Source organism: Bartonella sp. MR90HLJMH, from assembly GCF_042194115.1.
Lineage (GTDB): Bacteria > Pseudomonadota > Alphaproteobacteria > Rhizobiales > Rhizobiaceae > Bartonella > Bartonella grahamii.
On sequence record NZ_JBHIMM010000014.1, the window covers coordinates 1 to 26020 of the forward strand.

Sequence of the window (26020 nt, forward strand, 5' to 3'; positions counted from 1 at the left end):
TAGAGGCTGTATTATTATTCGTCGTTGTACCGTAGTTCCTTGCAAAACCATGACCGGCGTTCATAAGCATATTCAACTTATTCCAGCCGCTATTGTCTTGCTCCAGCCAACGTTCTCGATTGGCATCAACAACTCTCTGATTGTAATTATCAAGCACACCTCCCCCCTGTATGGCATTGGAATAGGCATTGCCATAACCCTGTAAAAAGTTATTTGAGGCTCCCAACTGATTTTGATTGGCTTGGTCTATCATGGCATTGGCTTGCATCATGCGATCCGCATCACGATTATACTGGTCTGCTGTAGCACTTGTGGACAAAGCACCAAGTTCATTTGCCAATACACCTGCATGTGCACCGGACCCATAACGACCCGCACCTGCAAAAGAACTGTTAATCGTATCTCTTACACGGTCTACAAGACATTGATTTATAATGATAATTCACTGTTTTGTATGTTGAATGAGAGTCTCGAATAACGTAGGATTCTCTCATTTCAAATCTGTTTATCTTGAATCAACTAAAACCACTTACTTGCACATAACAAGTGGGATGAGTGTGTGGATAAAATTTGTACAAGAAAGGAGTAAAAATGGTTCTTATGAATCGTCTTAATGCAAGGGCTGTCGCAACATTGGGGGCTGGCAAATATAATGATGGTGCCGGCTTGTTACTTCATAAGCGTAAAGATGGAGGTGCTCAATGGATTTTACGATATACCATTCATGGTCGGCGCCGTGAAATGGGATTGGGTGCCTTAAGACATGTCTCTTTAAAACAAGCCCGTGAATTAGCAACTTGGGTGGCGTGCTGTTTTACGTGAAGGGCGTGACCCTATTAAAGAACGTGAAAAACAAAAGCGTGAAGCAATAAGCAATCTCCATTACTTAAAAGACATTGCCGTGGATGCTTTTGAAAGTCGTAAAGCCGAATTAAAAAGAGATGGTAAGGCTAGTGATTGGTTTTCACCTTTGCGGCTTTACATTCTCCCTAAATTAGGTTGCCTCCCCGTTTCAGAGATTACACAAACAGAGATACGCGATACGCTTTCTCCCATTTGGCATACAAAAGCTGGAACAGCTCAGATAGCATTGATACGTCTTAATCTTTGTCTCAAACATGCGGCTGCTTTGGGTTTGGATGTTGATTTACAAGCAACAGAAAAAGCACGTGCTCTCTTAGGAAAACAACGTCATAAGATCACTAATAGACCAGCAATGGATTGGAAAGATATACCAGATTTTTATCAGTTCCTCTGTAAAACACAAAACATAACACATCTTGCTTTGCGTCTGCTTATCCTTACAGGGGTTCGCTCTAACCCTTTACGTCATATTCATAAAGATCAAATTGATGGGGATATATGGACAATTCCTGCTGAGAATATGAAAGGAAAGCGTGATACAACAAAAGAATTTCGCGTGCCCTTATCATCTGAAGCATTAAAAGTAATTGAACAAGCCCACTGTATTTCTAAAAGTGATTTCATCTTTTCACTTACCGGTCGTGGTCCTCTTTCACATACGATGATGGCGACGTATATGAGAAAAAATAAAATTGAAGCCTGCCCCCATGGATTTCGTTCTAGTTTACGCAATTGGCTCGCTGAAACAACCGATGCCCCCTATGAGGTCGCTGAAACTATTCTAAGTCATACGGTAGGGGGTAAAGTAGAGCGTGCCTATCGTCGGACTGATTATCTAGAACAACGCCGGATCTATATGGATAAATGGGCAGCTTATGTCACTGGTCAATCTTAAGATATGGGGTGAATAACCCCATTATCTGTGGATAACTTTAGCTCTCTTCTCTCTCATTCTTCTCAATAAGAGTCATAAATTATCACATCAGAAATTGTATGATAAAATATTGTTTTCTATAAATAAAATACCTTCAAAAATGAACCAAAATGTGGTTAATAAATGCTTATGATTTGTTTTCATTTTTTTACTTTTGAAAGGAAATTATTATGACAGAAAATGATATTCTTTTGACAGACCGTGAAAGTGCAAAATTGCTTCATATGAGTGTCTCAACATTCCGCCGTCATGTAACTAATGGCTCTCTCCCAAAACCTTTAAAATTTGGTTTTTTATCGCGTTGGTTACAATCAGATCTTATCAATGTAATCGAGCAAGCGAAACAGCAACGTCAAAGCGACGTAGCATAAAAAGAAAACCTTGTCACGTAAGGACAGACAAGGCTTTCTCAAACTCATCAACCTGGTGCTTTATTTGGTGTAAATTCAAGGCTTTCTCTGCTGAAGCAAGACTTAAGGCTGGCATTCAAGTTGTTCTGAATGTTTTTTACAATAAGGGCTATTTAAGCGTCTCTCAACACTTCGCTGAGGCATGACAGCACCAGGACGACATATGGGAAGATTGTCCGATTTATGGTTTTCACACCAATCTTGTATTGTAAAGCTAGGACGAAAACCTGATTGCGCCATACACATTTCAATATTGGCAAATTGATTCAAATCTAGCGCCACAACCTTATTAAGGTCCGGTACTCCACATTCTAAAAGTATTTTATTTCTCCATAATGCTGGAGAAAGTGAGGGAATTGAGTTAACACATCCAGTGAAACTTAACAGAGCTATACAACTCAACAGTTTTAAGATTTTCTTCATTATTCCCCTCTTTCAATGGATTTATTTACGATAAAAAGCTCTTAAGCCTGTTGATATTTTCTGTCACCGCTGCTTAAAACAACGGTGAACAATATTGAGATGACAGATTGAGGGAACAATCGCGCCATTCCAAGCAAAGGCAAGGATAGGGGATTGTTGATCATTACAAGCAAGACTTAAGGATAGCATTCATATTGTTCTGGATGCTTTTTACAAAAAGGGCTGTTTAAGCGCTTCTTGACACTGCGCCTCGGGATGACAGCACCAGGCTGACAAATGGGAAGGTTTTCCGCTTTATGATTTACACACCAGCCCCCCCTTTGGTCTTTATAGCGGAAACCTGATTGAATCATACAGGCATGAATTGTTGCCCATGCATTGTTGCTTAAATTTCTGTTTTCTGGAAATACATCATAAGGAGCTGGCATTCCACATTCTAATAATGCTTTGCCTACCTCAGTAAAGTCTGCTCCAGGCTTTTCCCACATCGCCAAAGATGATGAAGGAGTTTTATTAAACTGACATCCAGCTATATTCAACAAAGTTACAACACCTAATAGTTTTAAAATTTGTTTCATTTTTTACTCCTTAAAGGGACTTGTACTAGATTGGATGAGCCATAAACATATCGACATGCTGAGCTCGCATTTCCAAGACAGGTATGGGGATTTATGGAATTTGAGAACATATTCCATGTTTCTTTCCACCAGTTACTACCAGCAGGTATTGTCTCATAGGTATAGCCATTGCCGCCAATCCATCGGCTTACAAAGTCATATCTATTCCCATCAAAACCAATAGTGGTTTGTTTGCCATCACTCACATAACCTAACAGACCGGATGCAACTAAAGCATTAAAGGCGGGTCCATGGAAACTGATCGTTGTCTTGCCAGCTACATCATTTACACCTTCTTGTTTGAAAGAATTCATCATATTCAAGCCTGTCAAACTGCCACGACTATGGGCATCAAAATGCAATCCTGTGTTACCATAGCGAGACATTATATCTTTTGCTTCTTGTGTGGAATTGGTCAAACCCCAAAAGTTATTTTCCATAAACTTCTGATAACCCGCGACCAGAAGTTCTGAAATAGCAGAATCCGCTTGGGGGAACACAACAAAATAAAGCGGTACATTTTTATTCTCCGCATCGCATGTTGCTCTGCATAAACAGCCGCCTCATAGGGTGGTGTAAAAATGCCATTGAGGGACACATGCACCTTGCCATCAGCACCTTCTTGTAAATGCTGCTTTTCTTCATCCGTTAAATAATGAAAGTGAGGAAACAATCGCGCCATTCCAAGTTAAGGCAAGGATGGCGGATTGTTGATCATCACAAACTGTGCTTAAGGCTTGCATTCAGGTGCATTTTTATATTTTTTACAATAAGGGCTGTTTAAGCGCTTCTTGACACTGCGCTGTGGTATGACAGCACCTGGACGACAAATGGGAAGGTTTTCGGCTTTAAAAGTATAACACCACCCCCCCCCTCTTTGATCTTTATAGCGGAATCCTGATTGAATCATACAGGCATGAATTGTTGCCCATGCATTGTTGCTTAGCTTTTTATTTTCTGGATCGACATCATCAGGGGTTGGCATACCACATTCTAATAATGCTTTTCCTACCTCAGTAAAACCTGCTCCAGGCTTTTCCCACATCCCTAGATATGGTGTGGGAGTTTTATTAAACTGGCACCCAGCTATACTCAACAGAGTTACAACACCTAATAGTTTTAAAATTTGTTTCATTTTTTACTCCTTAAAGGAACTTGTACTAGATTGGATGAGCCATAAACATATCGACATGCTGAGCTCGCATGTCCAAGACATGTGTGGACACTGTTGGGATTTGTGAACATATTCCATGTTTCTTTCCACCAGTTACTACCATCAGGTATTGTCTCGTAGGTATAGCCATTACCGCCAATCCATCGACTTACAAAGTCATATCTATGCCCATCAAAGCCAATAGCGGTTTGTTTGCCACCACTTACATAACCTAACAGACCGGATGCCGCCAAAACATTAGCCGCTGGTCCATAGAAACTGATCGTTGTATTGCCAGCTACATCATTTACACCTTCTTGTTTGAAAGAATTCATCATATTAAAGCCTGTCAAACTGCCACGACTATGGGCATCAAAATGCAATCCTGTGTTACCATAGCGAGACATTATATCTTTTGCTTCTTGTGTGGAATTGGTCAAACCCCAAAAGTTATTTTCCATAAACTTCTGGTAGCCTGCGACCAGAAGTTCTGAGATAGCAGAATCCGCTTGGGGGAACACAACAAAATAAAGCGGTACATTTTTATTCTCCGCATGTTGCTCTGCATAAACAGCCGCCTCATAGGGTAGTGTAAAAATGCCATTGAGGGACACATGCACCTTGCCATCAGCACCCTCTTGTAAATACTGCTTTTCTTCATCCGTTAAATAATGTGCGTGAGAAAACAATCGCGCCATTCCAAGTGAAGGCAAGGATGGCGCATTGTTTCCATCACCAATAGCAAGACTTAAGGTTTGCATTCATATTGTTCTGGATGCTTTTTACAAAACGGGCTGTTTAAGCGCTTCTTGACACTGCGCTGTGGTATGACAGCGCCAGGACGACAAATCGGGAGATTTTCGGCTTTATGGTTTCCACACCACCCCCCCCCCACATCATATTTATAGTTGAACCCTGCTTGAAGCATGCAAGCATCAATGGTTGCCATTTGATTGAAACTGCGATTTTGATTTTCTGGATCTGCATCATAAGGTGTTGGCATGCCACATTCTAACAAGGCTTTTCCTATCTCAGTAAAATCTGCTCCTGGTTTTTCCCATGCCCCTATAGAAGATGTGGGAGTTTTATTAAACTGGCACCCAGCTATACTCAACAGAGTTATCGCACTTAATAATTTTAAGGTTTGTTTCATTTTTTTCTCCATGATCTAATTCAAGGTTTTTGTTCTAGATGAGATGTGCCATAAAGTATGTTGCACATAGCATTCGCATGTCCAAGACATGTGTGAACACTGTTGGGATTTGTGAACATATTCCATGTTTCTTTCCACCAGTTACTACCAGCAGGTATTGTCTCATAAGTATAGCCATTACCGCCAATTCATCGGCTTACAAAGTCAAATCTATGCCCATCAAAACCAATAGTGGTTTGTTTGCCACCACTCACATAACCTAACAAACCGGATGCCGCCAAAACATTAGCCGCTGGTCCATGGAAACTGATCGTTGTCTTGCCAGCTACATCATTTACACCTTCTTGTTTGAAAGAATTCATCATATTAAAGCCTGTCAAACTGCCACGACTATGGGCATCAAAATGCAATCCTGTGTTACCATAGCGAGACATTATATCTTTTGCTTCTTGTGTGGAATTGGTCAAACCCCAAAAGTTATTTTCCATAAACTTCTGATAACCCGCGACCAGAAGTTCTGAAATAGCAGAATCCGCTTGGGGGAACACAACAAAATAAAGCGGTACATTTTTATTCTCCGCATCGCATGTTGCTCTGCATAAACAGCCGCCTCATAGGGTGGTGTAAAAATGCCATTGAGGGACACATGCACCTTGCCATCAGAGCCGGCTTGCAAATGCTGCTTTTCTTCATCCGTTAAATAATGTGCGTGAGGAAACAATCGCGCCATTCCAAGTGAAGGCAAGGATGGCGGATTGTTGATCATCACAAACAGCAAAACTTAAGGCTGGCATTTGCGACTATTTTTATATTTTTTACAAAACGGGCTGTTTAAGCGCTTCTTGACACTGCGCTGTGGTATGACAGCACCTGGACGACAAATGGGAAGGTTTTCGGCTCTAAAAGTATAACACCAATTACCTCCCAACTTATCTTTATAACGGAATCCTGCTTGGAGCATGCAAGCATGAATTGTTGCTTTAGCATTAATGCTTATATTTTCACTTTCTGGATCAACATCATAAGGCGTTGGCATACCACATTCTAACAAAGCTTTTCCTACCTCAGTAAAATCAGTAACACTATTTTTCTCCCACATACTCAAATACCCTGGAGCAGGCTTATCAATGTTACATCCAGCGATATTTAACAGAATGAGACCACTTAATAATTTCAAGATTTTCTTCATTTTTTCCTCCCTGAATATTTTGAATAAATTGGCGTACGATTAGGTGAACCATAGCGCGATGTACACGCATAACCTGCATGACCATAACAAGCATGAACACTGGGGTAGCCCTTAAATATTTGCCCTCTCTCTTTCCAGGGACCACTTCCAGGAGGTATTTGCTCAAAAGTGTAAGGATTTTTGCCAATCTTTGTACCCACAAAGTCATATTTATGATTTTCCAAGTTTACATAATCCTGCTTTCCATCACTTAAGATATATAATATATCTGCCATGTTTTGAGTATTATAAGCTGGTCCAAAGAAATTAATCGTTGTTTCCTTTGCTATACCATGAACACCATGCTTTTCTAAATCATGCGATCCATTGCCCGCTGTCATACTGCCGCGGCTATGGGCATCAACATGCAATCCTTTATTGCCAAAGCTATATAACAGATTCTGGTATTTCTTCGTCGAATTGGTCAGAACACCCAACTTACCTTCTAGAAAATACTGATACCCTGCAATGAACCCCTCTACCAAGAGCGAATCGCTATGAGGGAACATCAGAAAATAGTGCGGATCATTCTTGTTATCAGCCAACTGAACCGCATTATGGGCTGCTTCATCTGGTGTTGTAAAAATACCATTGAGGAACACATGCACCTTGCCATCAGAACCTTTTTGTAAATTCTGTTGTTCTTCAGGCGTTAAATAATGATATTGCGGCTGCGGGTTTCCATGGCTATCTTCTATAGGTTCCCCATTTTCATCTTTTGCATAGATCACATTGCCATTTTCATCGTGCTCAACGGTAGCCAGATAATGCTCTTTGATAAACATGTTTACAATGCCCTGACCAGCGATTTCAAATCCTTCATCCGATAAATCATTGATCATATTTAGGCGATTATGCACGGCTCCCTCAAGCGGTGCGACATCTAGCGGTGCTACAGCTTGGTGGGCTGTAGCGGTGTTGCGGTTGAGAGAGCCAATGATTTGTCCAGCATCTTGCCCCATCGCCCTCTGTCCAGTGATATCAGTAAGGATGATAGTCCCATCACTGATAGCAGATTTGGTTTCCCCTTCTGCTGCATCCTTGGCTTTTCCATGACTTAAAGCATTTTTGACCACGTTTTTTATGACGCCATATTTCCCCTGTTGCAAAACACCGCCACCAGAAACATTAACCCCATGGCTACTGGCTTTAGCGTGGGCACTGTTGCTGATATCACTGGTGCTAATGCTTCCTGTGGTCAGGCTGTTTTTGTCCGTCGAGGCTGTGCTGGCAATGATGCCTCCGGTCAGCGTTGTTTGATTTTTAACGTTGATATTAAAGCCGCCATCACCCGCTTTGATGCCTGATTGCTCCACAACACTATGATAATCACTAGAGGATTGATCCTTTTGTAAGGAAAGGCTTGTTGATCCTGCATCAAAACTTTTGCTCCCACCAAACCCTGCAGAAACCGATTTCTGCTTGCTGGAAGTTTGTCCCGTATCACTGCGGCTGATAATGGCGAAATCACCACCAACCTCTACTTCTACACGCTCTCCAGAAACTACAGCGCCTGCTAGTGTGGTATTTCCCTTACTTATGGTATGAACAGTGCCGGTGCCAACAATATGGCTGTTTTTGTGTTGAATTTCCTCACTGGAACCTTCCCCTTGACTAAAGGAGGCATTGCCCGTTCCCCCTGCGCCACCGGTACCATAGCTATACCCAACATTTACCGAAGCGCTTTCATTGTGGTTTTGTGTGCTTTGCGTGTTTTGTGCACTTTCAAAAGTGATATGTTGCCCTGCCTCCAAGGTGATATTTCCGCTCTGCTCATCATTGTCCAGCACATAGATTGGATTGGTACCAGCAATAATATCGGCTCCAACACCATGGATGCTGCCTTCATGGGCATGCATATTAATAGAACGCCCGCCTGCTATGCTATTTGTTACCGCAGTAGATGTCTGAACAGATGCCTCCGACTTCTCTGTATTAAAGCCCACTGTCACACTAGCTGAAACATCAGCCATATTGGCAAGAGCATCCTTGGTAGAGCCAGCCAAATTTCCTGCTACATTGCCCTGAGCTCTTGCGGTGTTGCCCCTTTCTCCTGTGTTACCAGTCAGAAAATTGAAAAAACCTTTGCCTTTGGTAAAGAGATTATAGCCTTTTAGACCAGCAATAAGACTATTGGCAATATGGTGTTTGTCATCCTTATTTTTAGCTTGCTTTACTGCATCTTTAATGCCCTGTACGGTACCAAGAGCCCCAACATTGACAGAGGCTGTCACACCAGCAAAAGACTTTTCATGCTTTTCTTTTGCGTTAGAGGTATCATAGCTTTCTGATAGTGTGATATTATTGCCGGCATCAATGTTGACATCACGATCCGCCGAAACAATGGTTGCTTGTAAATTCACATCATTGCCACCATTGATCTGCACATCTTTGCCCGCCTTGAAATGAGATGGCGTATTGGTATTTTCCCATTGATCGCCCGTATCTTTAGCGCTTGCAATTCCAACACCTACAGAAGCACCGCTAGGGTTCTTTTCAAACTGAAACCCAAAACCTGTGCGTTCTTCCTTTGAGCTTGCGCTGTGACGATTGTGACCAGGTGAAACATTCACATCATGGGCTGCCGAAACATGAATATTTTCTTGCGCAGTAAAATCAGAGCCCTCCACGTTCACATCTTTTTTGGTGGCGGTGATGGTGATATTTTTCCCATTGAGAGAAGAGCCTTGATGCTCAAAACTCTCTTCATTTTCTGTCTTTCCCTCACTCCCGTATATCGACACAAAACCCTTGCCTGATCCCACACCAAAACCCGTTTCATGGGTCTCTGAATGGCTGCTATGGTGGTCCGTCATGCCATCAATTGTCACATTTTCTCCGCTCACATGAATATCTTCATTTGCAAACATATGAGAAGCAGTGATTGTGGTCTCTTTGTCTGATTGCGTGATAATGTTGCCCGTTGCCCCAAGGATAGAGGAGACCGTTGTGGTATGCGATTGAGATGTATCGGACGATTCCTCATGCAAAAAGCCACTTGAAGACGATTGTGCTTGCTGATCCAACTGTTCTTGGGCGCCTTTTATGACAATCTTTCCCCCAGAGTGAATGGTAATATCCGCTTGTTTCTGTTCTCCTGGTGCTTTCTCTCCTGACGTTTCCTCTGCCTTACCGGCTGTGAGCGTCGAGGCTACAACTTCCGTGTTGTTTCCAGATTCAATGGCAACGCCTTCACCCCCAGATATGAGTGAACCGGAAACTTGGGTAGCATCCACCTTGTTATGCACGGATTTGCTGCTACTAAATGCTCCACCCTCTTTGTGGTACGACATTTCATAGTGTAAGCTATCCTCTGCATTGGTGATCAGGACATCGTTGCTGGCTTTCAGCCCTACCTTGCCATCAGCCACAATGGAACTACCTGTGATGCTAAGATCATGCGGCTTGCCATCCTGCCCTGCAATGACCGTGGTATCACCTCCCGATTTTATCGAAGAGCCAACGACATGAGAGGCTTGCATATCCACTTTCGTGTTTTTGGCGCGAAGATGATACTCCATCTCATCTTCTCTTACCCCTATTGTTATCTCCCCTTGGGCGCCAAGTCCAACATTGCCCTTCGCATCTATATCGGAAGCAGCAATATGGATATCTTTTCCAGAGAGAACAGTGGTATCTTTTCCAGAACTTAAATGAGAGCCATTGTGCACGGCGACATGAGAAGTTCGATCCCCGCGATGGCTATTGGTACTGTTGCGTGTGGCATCAATTGAAACGTTTTCTTTTGCCTGTAAGGAAAGATTATCCGTTGCTTGAACATCAGAGCCTAGAATATTCAAATTATTTCCAGAGAGAAGTGTCGTCGAGCCTCCAGAGTTTAACACAGATTTATGATGCATGGTGGCATCACCCTGTTCATCATGGTAATGGGTTTCTGCTGAACCGATCGTCAAGTTGCCTTCTTCTGTAGCCATGGCAAGATCACCTCCGGTAGTGATCCCCACCCCTGAGGCGGTGATATCTTGTTTAGCAATCACCGTTGCATTACCCCCAGCAGAAAGCGCCTCGGTGTTTAAAACGGTCTCCACGCCGTCAACCGTTGTGCGCCCTGCATCCAAACGAATATTCTTCTCCGCAAGGATAACAGCATCCCCACCCGCCGCAAAATGCCCTCCTTGACTGAGGATATCCCCGCCATGCACATGCAATTGGTGATTTGCCGCAATCCGCCCTGAATTGATAATCGTTGAATTGCTCGTATTTTGGCTGGTGATATTCACATCATCGCCCATGATCAAAGCCCCAGCAGAAACAAAGGAGGCTCTGTCTTTTTCGGGGATGTAAAGCACCGGTGCATAAACATCCATGCCCTTGACCTGTTGGCGCACATAAATCACCATCGGGGCTTCTAGGGACGCCAATTGTTCTTCACTCAAAGCCTCACCAAAGGGGAGATTGTGGGCTTTTGCATATTCTGCCCCACCATCCAGCAAAGTTTTGACTTGTTCAATGGCATCACTTCCAGGAATAAAGGAACCTTTGCCCAACCCTTGACCAACAAGATCACGCATTTGTTTTTCAATCAGCTGCTTTTCGAAATAAGCATCGCCTAAGAAAAAAATCTCCCGATCAGGATTGTAACCTATTCTGTTCAAATAATAGGCTGAGCCATAAAACTTGCCAACATCAAGGAATTCTGCCCGCGTTTCATAAATGAAATTCTGGTTGGGTAGCGTGCCACCAACCCCACCCGATTGGGGTTTTGGTAAAGGGAGCCCCTCAGAAAGTTCTCCTGCATTATTGAGATCCACTTTTGGTGTAAAGAGAGCGCCAGCTCCAGGCAAACCACTTAAGGACTCCAGTGGATTGCCCCCAACTGCTTGTGCTTTAAAATGCGCATCCCCTGTAATTGAACCTTCCGCTGCCGTGTTATTGAGTTGATCGACCACCAGATTTAAAGTGCCACCCGCTTGAACAAGACCAGGAACGGTATCAAGAACTTTTGAACCAGTTTGGCGATCCTTGCCATTGACTATATCTAAAGAAACATCGCGGCTTCCATCAGCTTTATAGCCATAACAACTGTCTGTATAAGCCTGACAACTAAGATAAGTGTTTTTATAAGCCGTTGCCCCCAAATTGGTGAGCACATTGGCGTGGATATCGGCATTTCCCCCTGCTCTCATAGAGCTATAATGGTTGTCAATGGTATCAGCGTTAATGATGAGATTGCCACTAGATTGTATTACCCCCGAAACTGGTTTATGCGAAAACCCTTGCGTGACAGTCTTTTCTGTCATATGTGACCAGTGTTCGTTTATTGACCCTAACCATCCTCCCTTCTGCCGAGAACCATTCCAGGAATACTGTTCTATGCCTTTTCTGTTATCATTATATTCCCAAGTAAAAGCCTTATAGACTGTTCCGTCGCTTGAAATTGCGGTGCCATAGATTTCTTCTTTGCTCGCCCAAACCTGCTGTTCAAATATAAAATTCTTCTTCTTTTTACCAGCCGGCCACTTAGAAAGCTTTCCTTTACCCCAGCTATTCGATCTCGTATCATGATATAAATCCCTACCATCGAGAAAATTATATTTGTCTGGTTTTTCGAAAGAAATATCGCTATATTCCGTTTTTTCCGTGATGACAGGCGTGCTATCGGCTTCGTTTTTCAGGGTGTTGGTTTGGATATTTAAGTTTCCACCAGCTTGAATAAAGCCCGCTTTGTTAACAAGGGAAAGGCTTTTTCCGCTGCCATCTGCATTGGTAAAAGATAAATCACCTTCTGCCATTATAGTGCCAAAATCATTGAGCAAATCCCCATCAACTTGTAAAGCACCATTGCCCTGCACATAAATTAAGCCCGTTTTGTTGTTGGTCACATTGCCCGTCACGCGAAAGACTAAATCCTGCCCCGATGCCAATTGACCGCTATTTCCAAGCTCCCCCGTCTTGATCACGAAATCTCGTGCCGCTAAAACAGAAGTTGCCTTATCCACCATAACGCTTGGAGCAATAAAGAGAATATCTCCAGTCCCTCCCTCATCTGTCACGGCTTGTAGCCGCGCATGGTGAATATCAAGGGCATTGGTGCTTTGAAAGTCTAAACCACCATAAGTCAATTCGCTGCCCGAGACATCAATATGATCTGCAATTAAATACAGCGTTTGCGGCGTGTAAATATGAGAACGATTATTGCTTAAATCCAGTGTCGGTGCTGTCAATCTCACATCCCCCTCGGTAGACAGCACATTCTCAACACTGATCTCTCCAGATACCGATGTCAATGTTGCGTTGCCATAGCCAATGACCTGATCATAATAAATGTCGTTGCCAGCAAAAATTTCAATATTGCCACCACTGGCAATCTGCCCAACCTTCACCCCTTCTTTTGCTGTAATAAAAAGAAAGCCCTTTTCATCTAAAACAAGATCCCCTGAACCGCCCGTAGAAACGACACCTGTCATCAGTGTGCCTGCATCAAGGCTGCCAACCTTTAAAACAGCTTCTTCACCCGTCATCAGCGAAGAAAAGTCAACCGCCCCGCCCTCAATATTTGCCTTGCCATGAGCTAAAAGTTGCCCAAAATGAACGGAAGCATTTGTTTCTGGTTGTGCTTGAATGGCAACATTTTGATGCGACAGAATTGTTTGAGAAACAGAAAGCCCGTTATGAGAAACCAGGGTGATGTCTCCTGCCCCATAAACACTTTCAGCAACAATCGCACCTTGACTGCTCTGGAGATCAACATCCCCTTGGGTGCCAAGAACAACAACACCTGTAGCACCCGTTGCCGTCATATCAACCCCACCGGCTAAAAGCTGCGCCTTTATATCACCACCGGCATGTGCCTTGAGGTTCCCTTGCGCTAAAACATCCCCCTCAAGCCTCAAGTCTCCACCCGCCTCAAGAACCATATCAACCCTACCAGCTAAAAGATGCGTTTGGATATCACCACCGGCATGTACCTTGAGGTTCCCTTGCGCTAAAACGTTCCCCTCAATCTTCAGCTCTCCGCCTGCCTCAAGAGCCATATCAGCGCCTGACCCTAGCCCTAAAACTTGAAGAGTTTGGCGCGAAGAAAGCTCCATATTGCCCCCAGACGTTGCGTTTCCGGCAATCGATAAAAGCCCATCCTGCGCCTCTATTTTCAAATGACCATCAGCGCCAACGGTTTCTAACGTCACATCCTTATGTGCGGCAATATCAATATGCTTTTTCGAGGTGATGTGTTTTGCCAATACGCTCTGGCTTTTCGATTTGAGGACAACACCCCCATGACCAAAAACATTCTTCAGGGAGATTTTCCCGTCAGCAGAAAGATGCAACTGCCCCGCATTGGCTGCCATATCATGGCGCATACGAACCCCAACACCTTTTTCTGTCGCCACAAGTTTTATTCTGTCCGCCTGTAGAGCCCCCAAAGCAGAACCATCTATCGCATATTCCGGTTTACCAGTAATATCGGTCAGTTCTTTCATTTCCCGTGAAGCGTAATCAAAGTGCCCTGTCCCTGCGGTCACACCAATCTCCTTGCCCGCAACAGGTCCTTCAAAATGCACCGTGCGTGAGACAATATCGACAATATCAACAGCCCCTTGGCCAGAGAAAAAATTGGCTCCCTTTGCTCCAAAGGTAATATCCCCACCTCGCACCTCAAAGCCTTTTAAAAAACCGCTCGCATCAATTTCGGGTACACCTGTGGTTAAGGTCGCATGGGGCGTATTGATAAAGCCACAACCATCACAACTTATCCCATTGGGATTGGCTATAATCACATCGGCGGGGCTCCCAAAAACCTCTCCTGGACCATGAAGCGCACTACGCTTGCTGCTGGTCACTTCATTTAAAATCACTTTCGCCGAACCCGTAACACGCAAATGCGGATTGCCCGGCATAATGCCCCCCAACTGCGATTGCCCCACTTCTTGCGCATGATTGTTCCAAATCACACCTGGATTGCCAATATTAAAATCGTCATATTTATTGTGTGATAAGCCCTTGCCATTGGGGGTAACAATATCAATGGAGGGAACCCCATTGGGCGCTGCTACTATATCTGGGCGATGAGCGGCATTAGCGTTAGGATCCACAGTAATTTGCGCCTGTAACGCTGAAGGGGCTAACAAACAAGAAAAACCAAGTCCTCCAAATAAAACCTTTTTGAGCATCGTACTGGAGACCAAAACACCTAATAAAGCTGCTCTTTCTGCTCTCTTCTCATATCTCATACTTTAACTCCCCAATAAAAAATGCTTAAAGTTCCATTGTTAATGTCATAAAAAATGTTCCTGATTTTTTGTGCTTAACTGTGCTCCAAAAAATACTGGAATAACTGGCATCAAGAGAGACCATGCCTCCCGCAAGCTTGACACCTGCTGTCCAACCGGCAAGCTGGTCACTCTTAATCCCATACAAAACTTGCGAAAACACACGCCCATAATCCAAACCAACATAAGGGCGAAGTTCACCAAAAACCTTTTTGAAGGTCGCGTGATTGCTCCACGGAATGGTGCGTAGCAACAAATCATTCCGGCTAAAAAAACCGTTATTGCCAAAAAGCAAACTCTCACGCGTGCCACGAACATTGGAAGCGCCCCCCAACGAAATCTGCTCAGCACCCAGTAAATTATGCGGTGAATATTGACCACTCAAAAGATTGCTCAGTATAAAGTCCAAGCCCCCTACCTTAAAAGGCGTCATGACACTAAGCGTACCAGTAAATTTGGCAAATTGTGGCTCCGCATCTCCTGCTCCTGGATCGTGCTTCTTGACAGAATGAAACAAGGGAAGACCTTGCAAATAACTCACATCAAAGGTCCAAGTTCCACCCAGCATCTGGCGCGAATGCGAAATCCCAAAATTGGCGACACTATATTGACGGCTGCCCACTTCAATCTTATTGCCAAGAAGGTAATTGTTGGTTCTTTTATAAGAAAGACCTAAATTCAAGGTTGTAAGGGAAACACCATCACGGTAAAGAACCCTGCTTGTACTGGCGTGTAACTCACTGGAATCCCCCGTCGTCTCAATATCGGTAAAATTGCCAGGGATTATGCTTTGGTAATTATAAACAGTGCCATTCAATCCAAAGGTCCAATAACCGTACGGAATACTCACACTCGCTGAAATGTTATTGCTATGTCCTTCTTGCTTGCTCCCACCCCAATAATCGGGCTCACTGCGTTGATAGTTAAAATCCCACGCATCATTCATCCCTAAAATATTTTCTACCCTCAAGCCCGCACTATAACGCGCATAACCCGTAGAGGCTTGTCCCATATTGTCATGAGAAACAGTAACCTTGAAAGTTTTATCGGGATGATTGTTAATATTGACAATGGTGCTCCCTTCTTCACGCCCTGGAAGAAGTTCGCTTTGAGCGTGCGCTGAAAAAAGCCTGTTGATCTGATCAAGCCCCTGTTCAATATCGCGCATGTTCAGAACATGACCTTGAAGCCCAGGAAAAGCACTCCACACAACATTGTTATAACGAGAGACTGGAGAACCATTATAGTAAATCTCTGAAAGCTTGCCCTCAACAACAACAAATTTGAGCGTCTTGCTGTTTTTGATATCTTGATCGGGAATGTAGAAACGCGCCGTCACATAGCCTTGATCCAAATAAACTTTGGTTAACTTCTTGATTAAGAGCTGAATATCGACAAGACCGATACATCTTCCAACATAAGGCTCTGTTACGGTTGATATAGAGCGCTTTTTGACATGGTGCACTCCCTCAACAACAATAGCATGAATTGGAAAACATTGCTTCCCACCCAAAAGCGTTTCTGGATTTTGCTCTGAAGGCGTCTTTATCCTTTTAGGCGTTAAAGACCGCAATTTCTCAATTCTTTCTAATTGCTGCTTCTCAGATTGTTGGCGAGAAAAATTATCGGTTGGGGAATGAAAAATAGCTGAGGAGCGCGCATAAACACTTACACCTGTAAACAAGCCAAAGAAAACAAAAATGGCACGAAAAATTCTCAAAAGAGAACTTTGGCGTAAAAATACACAAAACAATACAGATTGCCCCGCTTTGCACTATTCATGAAGCATTGTTTAAAAGAACTTCATGGAACCTCTAACAATACCACTCAAAACAGCCACTGCCCTATAACGCTTTTAACAAAAGCACATGCCTTTGTGACCAAAAAAGTGACACCCAAAAACTGCTTTATTTTAATTGCTGAAGATTTCTCCCCCACATTTATATGAAAAAACCTCTAAACAAAACTGTTTAGCCCGTCAATGTTTAATACATCAATATCCCCATAAATATAAAGGATAAATTTGCTCAACCATATCCCCTTGCATTCATAGAGTGAACCTTCAAAGGACCCCTAATCTATGAGTTTCGAATGGTTTTGAAGGTTTGAGAAACCTTCAAAACCATTCTATAAAACCTATCAAAGCATATAGTTCATTTGTCTTGATTAACACATGAAACGAACAGCAAAATTCACTAGTTTGCTGATCTGATCTCTCTCATAGGCTGTGGATAAGCTGCATTTAAAAAACTTTTTGAAAAAAAATATCGGCTTTTTTCGTATTTTTCTGCATTTTTTCTCAATTCGTTCAAAATGGATTTAATAAGCTTCGTTTTAATTCTTTTGAAGAGAATTAAACCCCTTATACGAAAACGGAGCTCTATTGTAACAGGGCGTGAACTGGATCATTTGCACGTGAATTATGAAGATGTAAAACCTTATCCAGTGACTTTTAAAAAGGGTAATCCAAAAGTTACAGAGATCTCTAATCCCGAAAAGTTTTATTATGTGACTGAAATGAAATTCGCTGGGAATAGTAAGGAAAAAGATAAATTGATTGTTTTTTATAACAGCAATATCACAATAACAGATATCCCTCTTGAAGCTTTATGAGTATATCGTCAATGGTAAACCCGCTCTTGAATGGGTTATGGAGCGTCAATGCGTTAAGACTGATAAAAAGAGCGGCATTGTTAATGATGCCAATCGTTATGCTGTTGAAACCATTGGCAACCCTGCCTATCCTCTAGAGTTGTTTCAAAGGGTTATTACAGTAAGTCTAGAAACAATGAAAATTGTTAAGAACTTACCAAAATTAGAAATTAGAGAAACCAAATAACTTATAAAGCATGCTCACATGATAGGCATATTAACCTCACAAGGGGTATAAGGTCTTATACCTATAGGTTCTATATCACTTTTATAAATTGCTTACATACAATCTTTAAAAAGAGTGCTTATATGCGTTATTCTAAAAAGAAATCATTTGCACTTTTAGATACTCTTATTTGGATTGCTTTAAGACTTTTAAGAAATCCCATCTTAAAGTGAATACGCTTCTTTTACATTGCCTTTAAAAGATTATACCGTAATCTAAAATGATAGCTTTATTGTTATAAGAAGCTTTGTTTAAAGAGGGTTATGTATATTCATTTCCTTATATTACTTATAGGTTTTGAATGTTTCTAACCCCCCCAAAACCCCTACAAAACGTATGTTATTGATTGAATTTAAAGGTTGTATTATTGATATAGGTTGTTTTTTTGAAAAATTGATAAAACTTAACTTATTGAAATATAATGATTTTAATTTTCTCTCATTTAAAAAAATGATATAAGTTCTAAAAAGAACTGACAAGACTGACAAAAGTTTATTAAAAGGGATTTTGCTAATCCTTATAATAATCAATCTCTCTTTAGATATTTTCATAACAGTCTATAAATCACAATTATCCTATTTATCATTTCTCTTATGAAACTGAAAAATGATGCCATGGCTATAAAGAACATAACAGCTATAGAGAATGCAAAAATGCAAATGAAAGCATTTGTTATAAGAGCGCGGTGCTATTAAGGTCGTTTAAATTAAAGACCCTTATAAACAAAATTCACAAAAAATTTAAAATTCATTTAGTAACAAAATTGATAGGTTATAAAGATAAAAATACGCATTATGAGAGTTTTTCTAAATATTATAAATGTATAGATTCAGAAAATAACGCAATCGTTTCATAAAACCTATAATATAGCTTTAAAAGCACATAAATATAAAAGAAGCAATTAATAATCATAAGATATTATCTATACACAACGTATTTAAAAAAATAATAAAAAATATCAAAAAAGATAAAATGTTATTTGACAATAAATACGTATTTTGCTATATAAATAATCAAGTGCTTAACAACACTAAACAGTAAGCGAATAGGTTGCGATAAACCTAATCCTATTAAAAACTGACTATCTTTTATGCTTTTGTTAGCATATATAGTGATTTTGTCGGGTGTAGTTACACCATACAATACCCATTTATGGGAAAAGTGTAACGACGGACTTACTGCCGTGTTTGTTAGCACCCGGCGCCTCTATAGAGATGCCAATAACAAACATTTAATCAGTAAGGTTTTAATTATGAAAAATATATCAAACAACACCCCCGTTATCTCTAATATTTCAAATGAAACCACGTCTGTTAATCAACAAGAGCCTGCAAAAAAATATGAATTTATTGATGATGGTGAATATATCGATGGTCATTTCTTAACTCGAATTAGAGCTTTAAGAGATTTTGATGATGTCAAAAAAGGCGATTTAGGGGGGTATATTGAAAAGGAAGATAATCTCTCTCATGAGGGTAATTGCTGGGTGTATAATAAAGCACGGGTCTTTCAAAATGCACGCGTCTTTGGAAATGCTAAAGTAAAAAGCTTTTTTGTTGATGTCTATGGTAATGCTCAAATTTATGGGAATGCTATTTTTGAAGGTATGACATTAAAGGACAATGCAAAGCTGTCTGGTAATGCGCATGCTAACAACGCCGTTGTAATTGAAGGCAATGCACAAATTTATGATAACGCCCGTGTCACTGATCATGCTCATATTTCCGATAATGCTGTCATTTGTAATGATGCCCATGTCGGAGGCAATGCAAAAATAAGTGGCTCTGCTTATATTTGTGATGAATCGCGTGTTTTTGATGATGCCGTTATTTGTGATGCTCTTATCTCTGGTTCTTCTTATATTCATAGTAATGCCTCTTTAACAGCTAATGAAGATATCTATGATGATGCATATCCTGAGTTTGGTAGCGAAGATGATTATTATCGTCATGAGTATTATGCTGATTTTGAAGGGTATTATGACGATGATAATGACAGCGAATATGAAAGTGATGCTGCGTAATTGAACGCGCGGGCGCGGCGGGGGCGCCCCTCTTTAAACATCTCATTCAAAAATTAAATCTTCTTATAAAGGAATTGTGCCATGCAAAAGAAGTTTGCACTCACAAATGAAACGTATGTAATTAATAATCATACCCTTTATCGCATTAAAGCATTAAAAGACTTTGCTGATGTTAAGGCTGGTGCCTTGGGTGGCTTTATTGAAAAGGAAGATAACCTCTCTCATGAGGGTAATTGCTGGGTCTATGATAAGGCTTGTGTTTATAATAATGCTCATGTTTCTGATCACGCTACAGTCTGTGATTACGCTAGTGTTTTTGATAATGCAAAAATTGAAGGCAATGCAAGGGTTGCTGATCATGCCTTGGTTTTTGGAATAACTTATGTTTACGATCATGCCTGCGTTTTGAATCATGCTGAGGTATCTGACAGGGCTGTTATAAAAGGTCATGCTAAAATCTATGATAACGCTTTATTGACTGGCTATGCGCAAGCTTATGGCAATGCAAGAATTTATGACAATGCTCAAGTTTGGTTTTTTGCTGTGGTTGGTGATGATGCTTATATTTATGAAAATGCAAAAATTACAGGCTATACATACATTTGTGATCAAGTGAGTGTTTTTGGCAATTCATATATAGATACCAAAAAATTGAACGGTCATATCAAAATTTGTGAACAAACCATAAAAGACGCTGCGTAAAGACGCGCGGGCGCGGCGGGGGCGCCCTTCTTTAAACATCTCATTTCAAATTTTAGCAAACGTTTATCACATTAGATTGTGAGGGTATCTTTATGTGCAAAAAATATGAATTAACCAATGAAATTAAACAAATCAAAGATAGGATTACTAAGAAAATTACAAACCTTTATCGCATTAAAGCTTTAAAAGATTTTGATGATGTCAAAGTGGGGGATCTTGGGGGCTTTATTGAAAAGGAAAGCAACCTCTCTCATGATGGCAATTGCTGGGTGTATGATAATGCGTGGGTTTATGGCTATGCCCGTGTTTATGAAAATGCAAAAATACGCCATTTTTCTCAGGTTTGTGGTCATGTCTATGGCAATGCTGAGGTCTATGGTAAGGCTTTTATCTCTCAATATGCTAAAGTTTATGACAATGCTTGTGTCTATAGTAATGCACGTATATCTGGCTATGTTTATGGCAATGCCCAGGTGTGTGGGAGCGCTCGTATTTATACAGAAGCCCATGTTTATGATAATGCGCATATTTCTTATAATGCTTGGGTTTATAATTATGCAAGGGTTTATGGGCATGCTCAGGTTTCTGGCTCTGTCTGTGTTTACAGCCATGCCAAGATTTATAACCATGCTATTGTCAAAGGTCATGCTAAAATTTATGGCAAGGTTTATGGCAATGTTATTGTGAGTGGCTATGCTGAAGTTTATGGCTCTGTTTATGGTAATGCCAAGGTTTCCTATCATGCCAAGGTCTGGGGAAAAGCCTATGGCAATGCAAAATTAAACAGTCAAAGTAAAGTAAGTGTCGTTCCAAAAAAATGTGAGGTTTATGAAAACGATAATGTTATCAATATAACTGATAAAACAGAATAAAAAGAGACATGGGGGCGTGCCTTCTTTATGGTTATAAACGCATATAAAATGCATTGCTATAAACATATCATAAAAGAGAGAGTAAAATAAAAAAGCCGTGTCAAATGATATGACGCGGCTTTCAAATAGCGTTTCTTATTGATTAAAATGAATCATCCACATGGAGTAATGAATGCATATATACAAAACGTATCATATTGCAAGCGCTCTATGAGAGATATGAAAACTTATCAAAAGGAACGTAAATAAAGCAAATGTGTATTAAGTGAAAGTTTGTAACAAAATCCATTTTTACATTTACGAGCATTGGTTTTCAAAACAATCTCTCATAAGAAAAATAAACAAACGCTTTTATAAAATGTAAGGTTTTCAAGATTTTGCTCTGCTGTGAAATCTAGATCTTCGTTTTTCATAAATGAAACGTTCTTAAGAGCAAATGATAACTAAGTTATAACTGTGATAAAAAGAAGTTTTAACGTTTCTTATAAAGATCTCATTTTATGTTTCAAACGTTTAAACGTGCATTTAAAGAGGTTCTCATAAGCGTATTTGTACTTTTCATTAAAACCTAATTTCTTTAAAAATTAGCCGGTCCATTTTTGGGGGCATTATCTTAGAATAGAGCATTCTTTAAACATTACAGCTTTTGACTCAAAATTGAATAAAATCCCATACCTTATGATGTTACAATGGTTTTGAAGTCTTCTTGCTTGCGTTATATCATTAAAAAGCTTTCTCTTTCATAAGACATAACATTGTGATTTTCATTCTATATGTAATGATACTATATTTATGCTGATTACTTATCATTTTCTAAACTTTTAGAAAGCGTTTTTAAAAGTGATCTTATCTTTAAATCCTTTTATGCAATCTTTATAAATTAAACCTATAAGCTTATGACAGTTTCAAACGATTATTCCTTTTTAAGGTTTCGCTCAAAAAAGAGCAAAACTCATACCATTCTTTAAACGTATGTTATCGATAATTCCAAACGACTAAATTTTAAACAATGCGATTTGAGTGATAAAAACGTATCATAAAATTTATGAACTGTTATGAATGATAGCTGCTTTTCATTTCATTTGAACGTTTACATGCGTTATAACATTTACATCATGATTTGCTTTTTATGGTCTATTCATGCATGGCAATCTTATATAAAAAATGATCAAATGAATCATGCATAAAAGTGTGGATTCTTAAGTGGATTCATATAAAATAATTTCACACAACCTATTGACTTTATTAGTTTTTTATGCATAATATGTTATCGAACTCAGATAAACGTTTTTGATTTTAACAGCACTTTCGATATGGCTGGTAGTGCTTGCATCATAAACACCTTGTCCCGCCCGTGTCTCAAACACCACATCACGGCTTTCGTTAAAGTAAAAGGTCTCCCGTTCACAAAAACGAATGGCTGCAAAAATACTTTCTTGGATTTGATGAACATACTCATCGGCTATGTCATCAATCTCATCTTGAATGACCGACACAAGGTGCGAAAGTGTCCTCTTATGACGATAAACATCTCGCTTTACAGGTATTGGTCCTCCGGTCTTAACCCGAATATAATGACGTGTCATCAAAATACCTTTCAGTAAAAATTATTACAATTGATATTATATATTTTGTGTAGTATAGTGCACTGATGGTAGCGATAATAAAAACAACAGATGAATTCGATAACTGGTTAGAAAAACTTAAAGACAGAAAAGCTGCTAATATAATTCTTGCAAGGCTTCATAGAATTCGTTCAGGGCTTTTGGGTGATGCAAAGTTTTTTAATGGTATAGGTGAATTACGTATCCACTATGGTGCTGGTTACCGAATTTATTTTACAAAAAAAGGCGATAAAATCATTATATTGCTTTGTGGTGGTGACAAATCCACACAATCCAGTGATATTCAAAAAGCCTTATCTCTTTTAGAGGATCTTAAAAATGAAATTGAAAACCTTTAACTTTGAAAAACACCTCACAACACCAGAATCTCAAGAAGTCTTTTTAAATGAAGCCTTCAAAACTGGTGATGCCTCTCATATAGCGGATGCCCTTGGCATTGTTGCTAGAGCACAAAATATGAGTGCCTTAGCAAAAGAAACCAATCGCGAACGCAGTGGATTATACCGCTCTTTAAGCAAAACAGGTGACCCTAAACTTTCTACCTTAGTCGCTGTCTTATCTGCCCTTAATTTGCAACTCTCTGTACAATCTGCTCCATAAATCGTGAGGGGAATTAAGCCTTCCCCTATACCTCTCAACGATTGGTCACGAATTGCACGACCACAACACACTCTCCAGCCGCGGTTGTTTTATCCCGTGTTGCATAAAGCGTAAGCTCTTGATCTTCTGGAACAAACTCTTTTTGGTTGGTTGATGTAAAATCTTGCGTACCTTGGGCTTTGATGTCCTTTTCACTAAACTCATTACCCCCATAGGTACTTCCTATCTTCAACTTCGCTTCTGAAAACGCTGTCTTCACAAACGCTTTAATCGAAAGGATCATTGCACCACGCGGTAAAGTCCCGATTTTGCGCGTCAAATGCTTATCTTTATGCGAGATATTCAAACGCAAAAAACTGACCTGATGTGTATGAAGATCTCTGCCGTGTAAGTGTCCTGTTACGCCATCTACCATGTCCTATTTCCTTTCCTCATCACTCAACTTCACCGCTGTAGGTGGGGATAACTATCGTTCCAAAATCTTGGGCTCCTTGTGCTCTTCCGGGCATTTGGAAACGCGTTTTCTTCATGCCCATAATTGTATGCACTCCAAAACCGTATTCGCGTTTGTAGTCGAAGGTTTCTTCTTCGATTTTATAGCGGGTCTTACCGTAACTCTTACCAAATGCCATAACGACACTTTGCGCTCCAAGCAAAACAGCACGGCGCACACCTGCAAGACGTGTACTATCCGTGGATTTAACACCATTGGTGACATGCTCTGATTCACGTAAAATCACACCGTTGTACATGCCTAGAGAACCATCAAAGATTGGGTTTTTGGAACGCGAACCGGTATAAGCAGCTTTCTGAATATCAAGCCATTGACCCGTCTCTGTATTAGTGCGCAATTGTGTCACCTGAATGGGATGCAAATACAACACATAAACACTCTCGCCATTCACGCGAACCGGTCTAATTTTAGGATTCGCTAGCTTAGCGCACTGAACCGCTTCATCTATCAATTTAAGATTAAAGCTGTGTTTGGCTTTTTCTGTAAGCTCTTCATCCTTGGTTTTTGCTTCTGGTCGCACAATGCGCTTACTGCTTGGAGCTAATGGTGCATTAAAGCCCCAAAAAAGAGGATCAAGATCAACCAGTTCTCCCTCAAAATTAAGCCTGTTGGCTGTATAACCGCAAGCGTGAACGAAAAACATCAAACTCAAACGGTCCGCATACCAATCTGATAAACTGTTTTTGGCTTCTTCGCGCAAATTAAACAATGTGCGCTGATTATCAATAGTGCCTTCATTGGCAATTCTTGTTCCATGATAAAGTTCATTGATATACAGTTTATCATGAAGGAATTGGAGTGCCTCTTCATTGCCTTCAAGGGTTTCACCCTCACTCACACCACGTCCTGATAACTGAGCTCGCAGACTAAATGTTACACAATCCCCTTTGCCTTTTTGCGTCTCTGTTTTCACCTGAATAATGCTATTGGAATCCTGCCCCATCAAAGGAGCAATAGGAGTTGCTTTGGAGACCTCCGCATCAAGCATTCTCGCCCATGTTTTTAACGCATGGGGATCATTAATCCCTATATGTGTTGTTGCCATTTATTTCACCTTTCTTTGCTATAAAAAAACCGGCTTAAAGCCGGACTACTAACCCGCACCAAAGGCGGCTTATTCTCTACAAGTCTTTCACTTAATCTTCATCATCCGCACCACTCAATTTGCGTATAAGCACTCGGTTCTTTGGATTGCTGTACCATGCTTGAAACTCTTTATCCGTCATAGCGTTCATCGTTTCCCATGAAAGTGGACCTGTACTCCCCCCTCCACCAGACGCCGTTAAGGTTCTCGCAGAATTCTGACGGCTTTGAAGTTCTGCAACTTGATTATTCGCTTGCACTGCTTGGTTCTGATAGCCAAGATTTTGCGCTATTCTATAAATCTCTTCTGCCGGATTGAGATCTCTTTGTGCACAAGTCGCTACAATCGTACGCAATTCATTCCTTATGATCTCAGAAATTGTGTTTGGATCTGCATACTCAGGATAAAGTGACGACCAAGAACTCAATTCCTTCGCACGCTTCTCATAAAGAAAATTTGCCGCATCACCAAAATCACTGGATTTATTTTGAAACGACTTAACAGAACTGTTGAAAAACTGACCAAGACGTATATCATGCTGCTGCTGTTCCTCAGCTTGTCTTAGCGCTTCTTTCTGTTCCCTAATATACGCATCCTGCTCTCGAATCTTTTTTCCTATCCAACCCATATAACCAATAATGTCTTGTGTAGGGTCTGGGGGTGCATTTTCACCTTCAACCATTGGCGTCTGGGATTGGGGTTCATAAAG

At 40.8% G+C, this 26020-nt stretch carries 21 protein-coding genes and 4 pseudogenes; 8 read left to right on the forward strand and 17 right to left on the reverse strand.

The features are described 5' to 3' along the window. Nucleotides 1–418, reverse strand: a pseudogene (locus ACFIJ9_RS08015) (hypothetical protein); the annotation flags it as partial. 173 nt (nt 419–591) lie between these two features. On the opposite strand from ACFIJ9_RS08015, the pseudogene ACFIJ9_RS08020 reads away from it, so the two are divergent. Together ACFIJ9_RS08020 and ACFIJ9_RS08025 are read left to right on the forward strand one after the other, a co-directional pair. After that, nucleotides 592–1759: pseudogene (locus ACFIJ9_RS08020) on the forward strand (tyrosine-type recombinase/integrase). Nucleotides 1760–1968: 209 nt separating this feature from the next. After that, nucleotides 1969–2169: an AlpA family transcriptional regulator gene (locus ACFIJ9_RS08025; RefSeq protein ID WP_273788688.1), complete on the forward strand. Its 201-nt coding sequence runs from the start codon at nt 1969–1971 to the stop codon at nt 2167–2169. Nucleotides 2170–2271: 102 nt separating this feature from the next. Here ACFIJ9_RS08025 and ACFIJ9_RS08030 read toward each other — a convergent pair whose 3' ends face one another. From ACFIJ9_RS08030 to ACFIJ9_RS08085, 12 genes are all read right to left on the reverse strand, one after another. Continuing rightward, nucleotides 2272–2631, reverse strand: coding sequence for a hypothetical protein (locus tag ACFIJ9_RS08030; RefSeq protein WP_375636620.1), 360 nt, complete (start codon nt 2629–2631; stop codon nt 2272–2274). 176 nt (nt 2632–2807) lie between these two features. Continuing rightward, complete coding sequence (locus ACFIJ9_RS08035; RefSeq protein WP_273788687.1) at nt 2808–3209, reverse strand: hypothetical protein; 402 nt, start codon at nt 3207–3209, stop codon at nt 2808–2810. After that, nucleotides 3206–3688 (reverse strand): hypothetical protein, encoded by a 483-nt coding sequence (locus tag ACFIJ9_RS08040; protein WP_375636622.1) that lies wholly within the window; start codon nt 3686–3688, stop codon nt 3206–3208. Before ACFIJ9_RS08040 ends, ACFIJ9_RS08035 begins: the two co-directional genes overlap by 4 nt. Continuing rightward, on the reverse strand, nt 3664–3930 hold the full coding sequence (locus tag ACFIJ9_RS08045; protein ID WP_375636624.1) for a hypothetical protein: 267 nt from the start codon (nt 3928–3930) through the stop codon (nt 3664–3666). Before ACFIJ9_RS08045 ends, ACFIJ9_RS08040 begins: the two co-directional genes overlap by 25 nt. A 48-nt stretch (nt 3931–3978) precedes the next feature. Next, entirely contained in the window at nt 3979–4383 is a 405-nt protein-coding gene (locus ACFIJ9_RS08050) for a hypothetical protein (RefSeq protein WP_375636626.1), read from the reverse strand. Next, entirely contained in the window at nt 4380–5162 is a 783-nt protein-coding gene (locus ACFIJ9_RS08055) for a filamentous hemagglutinin (RefSeq protein WP_375636628.1), read from the reverse strand. Before ACFIJ9_RS08055 ends, ACFIJ9_RS08050 begins: the two co-directional genes overlap by 4 nt. Further along, complete coding sequence (locus ACFIJ9_RS08060; protein ID WP_375636630.1) at nt 5150–5554, reverse strand: hypothetical protein; 405 nt, start codon at nt 5552–5554, stop codon at nt 5150–5152. Before ACFIJ9_RS08060 ends, ACFIJ9_RS08055 begins: the two co-directional genes overlap by 13 nt. A 188-nt stretch (nt 5555–5742) precedes the next feature. Next, nucleotides 5743–6042 (reverse strand): hypothetical protein, encoded by a 300-nt coding sequence (locus tag ACFIJ9_RS08065; RefSeq protein ID WP_375636632.1) that lies wholly within the window; start codon nt 6040–6042, stop codon nt 5743–5745. Then, the gene (locus tag ACFIJ9_RS08070) at nt 6018–6320 is read right to left on the reverse strand and encodes a hypothetical protein (RefSeq protein ID WP_375636634.1); all 303 of its coding nucleotides are present in this window, start codon (nt 6318–6320) and stop codon (nt 6018–6020) included. The genes ACFIJ9_RS08065 and ACFIJ9_RS08070 overlap by 25 nt, the downstream gene beginning before the upstream one ends. 15 nt (nt 6321–6335) lie before the next feature. Further along, nucleotides 6336–6743 (reverse strand): hypothetical protein, encoded by a 408-nt coding sequence (locus tag ACFIJ9_RS08075; protein ID WP_375636635.1) that lies wholly within the window; start codon nt 6741–6743, stop codon nt 6336–6338. Further along, entirely contained in the window at nt 6740–14974 is an 8235-nt protein-coding gene (locus ACFIJ9_RS08080; RefSeq protein WP_375636637.1) for a hemagglutinin repeat-containing protein, read from the reverse strand. Before ACFIJ9_RS08080 ends, ACFIJ9_RS08075 begins: the two co-directional genes overlap by 4 nt. A 25-nt stretch (nt 14975–14999) precedes the next feature. After that, entirely contained in the window at nt 15000–16733 is a 1734-nt protein-coding gene (locus tag ACFIJ9_RS08085; protein WP_375636640.1) for a ShlB/FhaC/HecB family hemolysin secretion/activation protein, read from the reverse strand. A gap of 662 nt (nt 16734–17395) precedes the next feature. Between ACFIJ9_RS08085 and ACFIJ9_RS08090 the strand changes: the two are divergent. The 4 genes and pseudogenes from ACFIJ9_RS08090 to ACFIJ9_RS08105 all read left to right on the forward strand — a co-directional run. Continuing rightward, nucleotides 17396–17852, forward strand: a pseudogene (locus tag ACFIJ9_RS08090) (type ISP restriction/modification enzyme); the annotation flags it as partial. Nucleotides 17853–19143: 1291 nt separating this feature from the next. After that, complete coding sequence (locus tag ACFIJ9_RS08095; protein ID WP_375636643.1) at nt 19144–19914, forward strand: hypothetical protein; 771 nt, start codon at nt 19144–19146, stop codon at nt 19912–19914. A gap of 81 nt (nt 19915–19995) precedes the next feature. Further along, nucleotides 19996–20616 carry a hypothetical protein gene (locus ACFIJ9_RS08100; protein ID WP_375636644.1) on the forward strand — a complete coding sequence of 207 codons (621 nt, stop codon included), beginning with the start codon at nt 19996–19998 and terminating at the stop codon, nt 20614–20616. A 92-nt stretch (nt 20617–20708) separates the two neighbouring features. Beyond that, complete coding sequence (locus tag ACFIJ9_RS08105) at nt 20709–21488, forward strand: hypothetical protein (RefSeq protein WP_375636646.1); 780 nt, start codon at nt 20709–20711, stop codon at nt 21486–21488. Between the two features lie 1271 nt (nt 21489–22759). On the opposite strand, the pseudogene ACFIJ9_RS08110 reads toward ACFIJ9_RS08105, so the two are convergent. Further along, nucleotides 22760–23074 (reverse strand): annotated as a pseudogene (locus ACFIJ9_RS08110) (hypothetical protein); the annotation flags it as partial. Nucleotides 23075–23139: 65 nt separating this feature from the next. Here ACFIJ9_RS08110 and ACFIJ9_RS08115 point away from each other — a divergent pair. Both ACFIJ9_RS08115 and ACFIJ9_RS08120 read left to right on the forward strand, forming a co-directional pair. Continuing rightward, nucleotides 23140–23451, forward strand: coding sequence for a type II toxin-antitoxin system RelE/ParE family toxin (locus tag ACFIJ9_RS08115; RefSeq protein WP_017196508.1), 312 nt, complete (start codon nt 23140–23142; stop codon nt 23449–23451). Beyond that, complete coding sequence (locus tag ACFIJ9_RS08120; RefSeq protein WP_273788712.1) at nt 23432–23713, forward strand: addiction module antidote protein; 282 nt, start codon at nt 23432–23434, stop codon at nt 23711–23713. Before ACFIJ9_RS08115 ends, ACFIJ9_RS08120 begins: the two co-directional genes overlap by 20 nt. Before the next feature lie 34 nt (nt 23714–23747). On the opposite strand, the gene ACFIJ9_RS08125 is transcribed toward ACFIJ9_RS08120, so the two are convergent. The 3 genes from ACFIJ9_RS08125 to ACFIJ9_RS08135 all read right to left on the reverse strand — a co-directional run. Continuing rightward, nucleotides 23748–24128, reverse strand: coding sequence for a hypothetical protein (locus ACFIJ9_RS08125; protein WP_375636648.1), 381 nt, complete (start codon nt 24126–24128; stop codon nt 23748–23750). A gap of 19 nt (nt 24129–24147) precedes the next feature. Next, on the reverse strand, nt 24148–25272 hold the full coding sequence (locus ACFIJ9_RS08130) for a N4-gp56 family major capsid protein (RefSeq protein ID WP_375636650.1): 1125 nt from the start codon (nt 25270–25272) through the stop codon (nt 24148–24150). 91 nt (nt 25273–25363) lie between these two features. After that, on the reverse strand, nt 25364–26020 hold a 657-nt coding region (locus ACFIJ9_RS08135), incomplete at its 5' end, for a hypothetical protein (protein WP_375636652.1).

Bases quoted from the DNA above. Each gene is read 5' to 3' on its own strand.
- ACFIJ9_RS08025 (WP_273788688.1), top strand. From the start codon at position 1,969: ATGACAGAAAATGATATTCTTTTGACAGACCGTGAAAGTGCAAAATTG.
- ACFIJ9_RS08030 (WP_375636620.1), bottom strand. From the start codon at position 2,631: ATGAAGAAAATCTTAAAACTGTTGAGTTGTATAGCTCTGTTAAGTTTC.
- ACFIJ9_RS08035 (WP_273788687.1), bottom strand. From the start codon at position 3,209: ATGAAACAAATTTTAAAACTATTAGGTGTTGTAACTTTGTTGAATATA.
- ACFIJ9_RS08040 (WP_375636622.1), bottom strand. From the start codon at position 3,688: ATGGAAAATAACTTTTGGGGTTTGACCAATTCCACACAAGAAGCAAAA.
- ACFIJ9_RS08045 (WP_375636624.1), bottom strand. From the start codon at position 3,930: ATGGCGCGATTGTTTCCTCACTTTCATTATTTAACGGATGAAGAAAAG.
- ACFIJ9_RS08050 (WP_375636626.1), bottom strand. From the start codon at position 4,383: ATGAAACAAATTTTAAAACTATTAGGTGTTGTAACTCTGTTGAGTATA.
- ACFIJ9_RS08055 (WP_375636628.1), bottom strand. From the start codon at position 5,162: ATGCAAACCTTAAGTCTTGCTATTGGTGATGGAAACAATGCGCCATCC.
- ACFIJ9_RS08060 (WP_375636630.1), bottom strand. From the start codon at position 5,554: ATGAAACAAACCTTAAAATTATTAAGTGCGATAACTCTGTTGAGTATA.
- ACFIJ9_RS08065 (WP_375636632.1), bottom strand. From the start codon at position 6,042: ATGGAAAATAACTTTTGGGGTTTGACCAATTCCACACAAGAAGCAAAA.
- ACFIJ9_RS08070 (WP_375636634.1), bottom strand. From the start codon at position 6,320: ATGATCAACAATCCGCCATCCTTGCCTTCACTTGGAATGGCGCGATTG.
- ACFIJ9_RS08075 (WP_375636635.1), bottom strand. From the start codon at position 6,743: ATGAAGAAAATCTTGAAATTATTAAGTGGTCTCATTCTGTTAAATATC.
- ACFIJ9_RS08080 (WP_375636637.1), bottom strand. From the start codon at position 14,974: ATGAGATATGAGAAGAGAGCAGAAAGAGCAGCTTTATTAGGTGTTTTG.
- ACFIJ9_RS08095 (WP_375636643.1), top strand. From the start codon at position 19,144: ATGAAAAATATATCAAACAACACCCCCGTTATCTCTAATATTTCAAAT.
- ACFIJ9_RS08100 (WP_375636644.1), top strand. From the start codon at position 19,996: ATGCAAAAGAAGTTTGCACTCACAAATGAAACGTATGTAATTAATAAT.
- ACFIJ9_RS08105 (WP_375636646.1), top strand. From the start codon at position 20,709: ATGTGCAAAAAATATGAATTAACCAATGAAATTAAACAAATCAAAGAT.
- ACFIJ9_RS08115 (WP_017196508.1), top strand. From the start codon at position 23,140: ATGGTAGCGATAATAAAAACAACAGATGAATTCGATAACTGGTTAGAA.
- ACFIJ9_RS08120 (WP_273788712.1), top strand. From the start codon at position 23,432: ATGAAATTGAAAACCTTTAACTTTGAAAAACACCTCACAACACCAGAA.
- ACFIJ9_RS08125 (WP_375636648.1), bottom strand. From the start codon at position 24,128: ATGGTAGATGGCGTAACAGGACACTTACACGGCAGAGATCTTCATACA.
- ACFIJ9_RS08130 (WP_375636650.1), bottom strand. From the start codon at position 25,272: ATGGCAACAACACATATAGGGATTAATGATCCCCATGCGTTAAAAACA.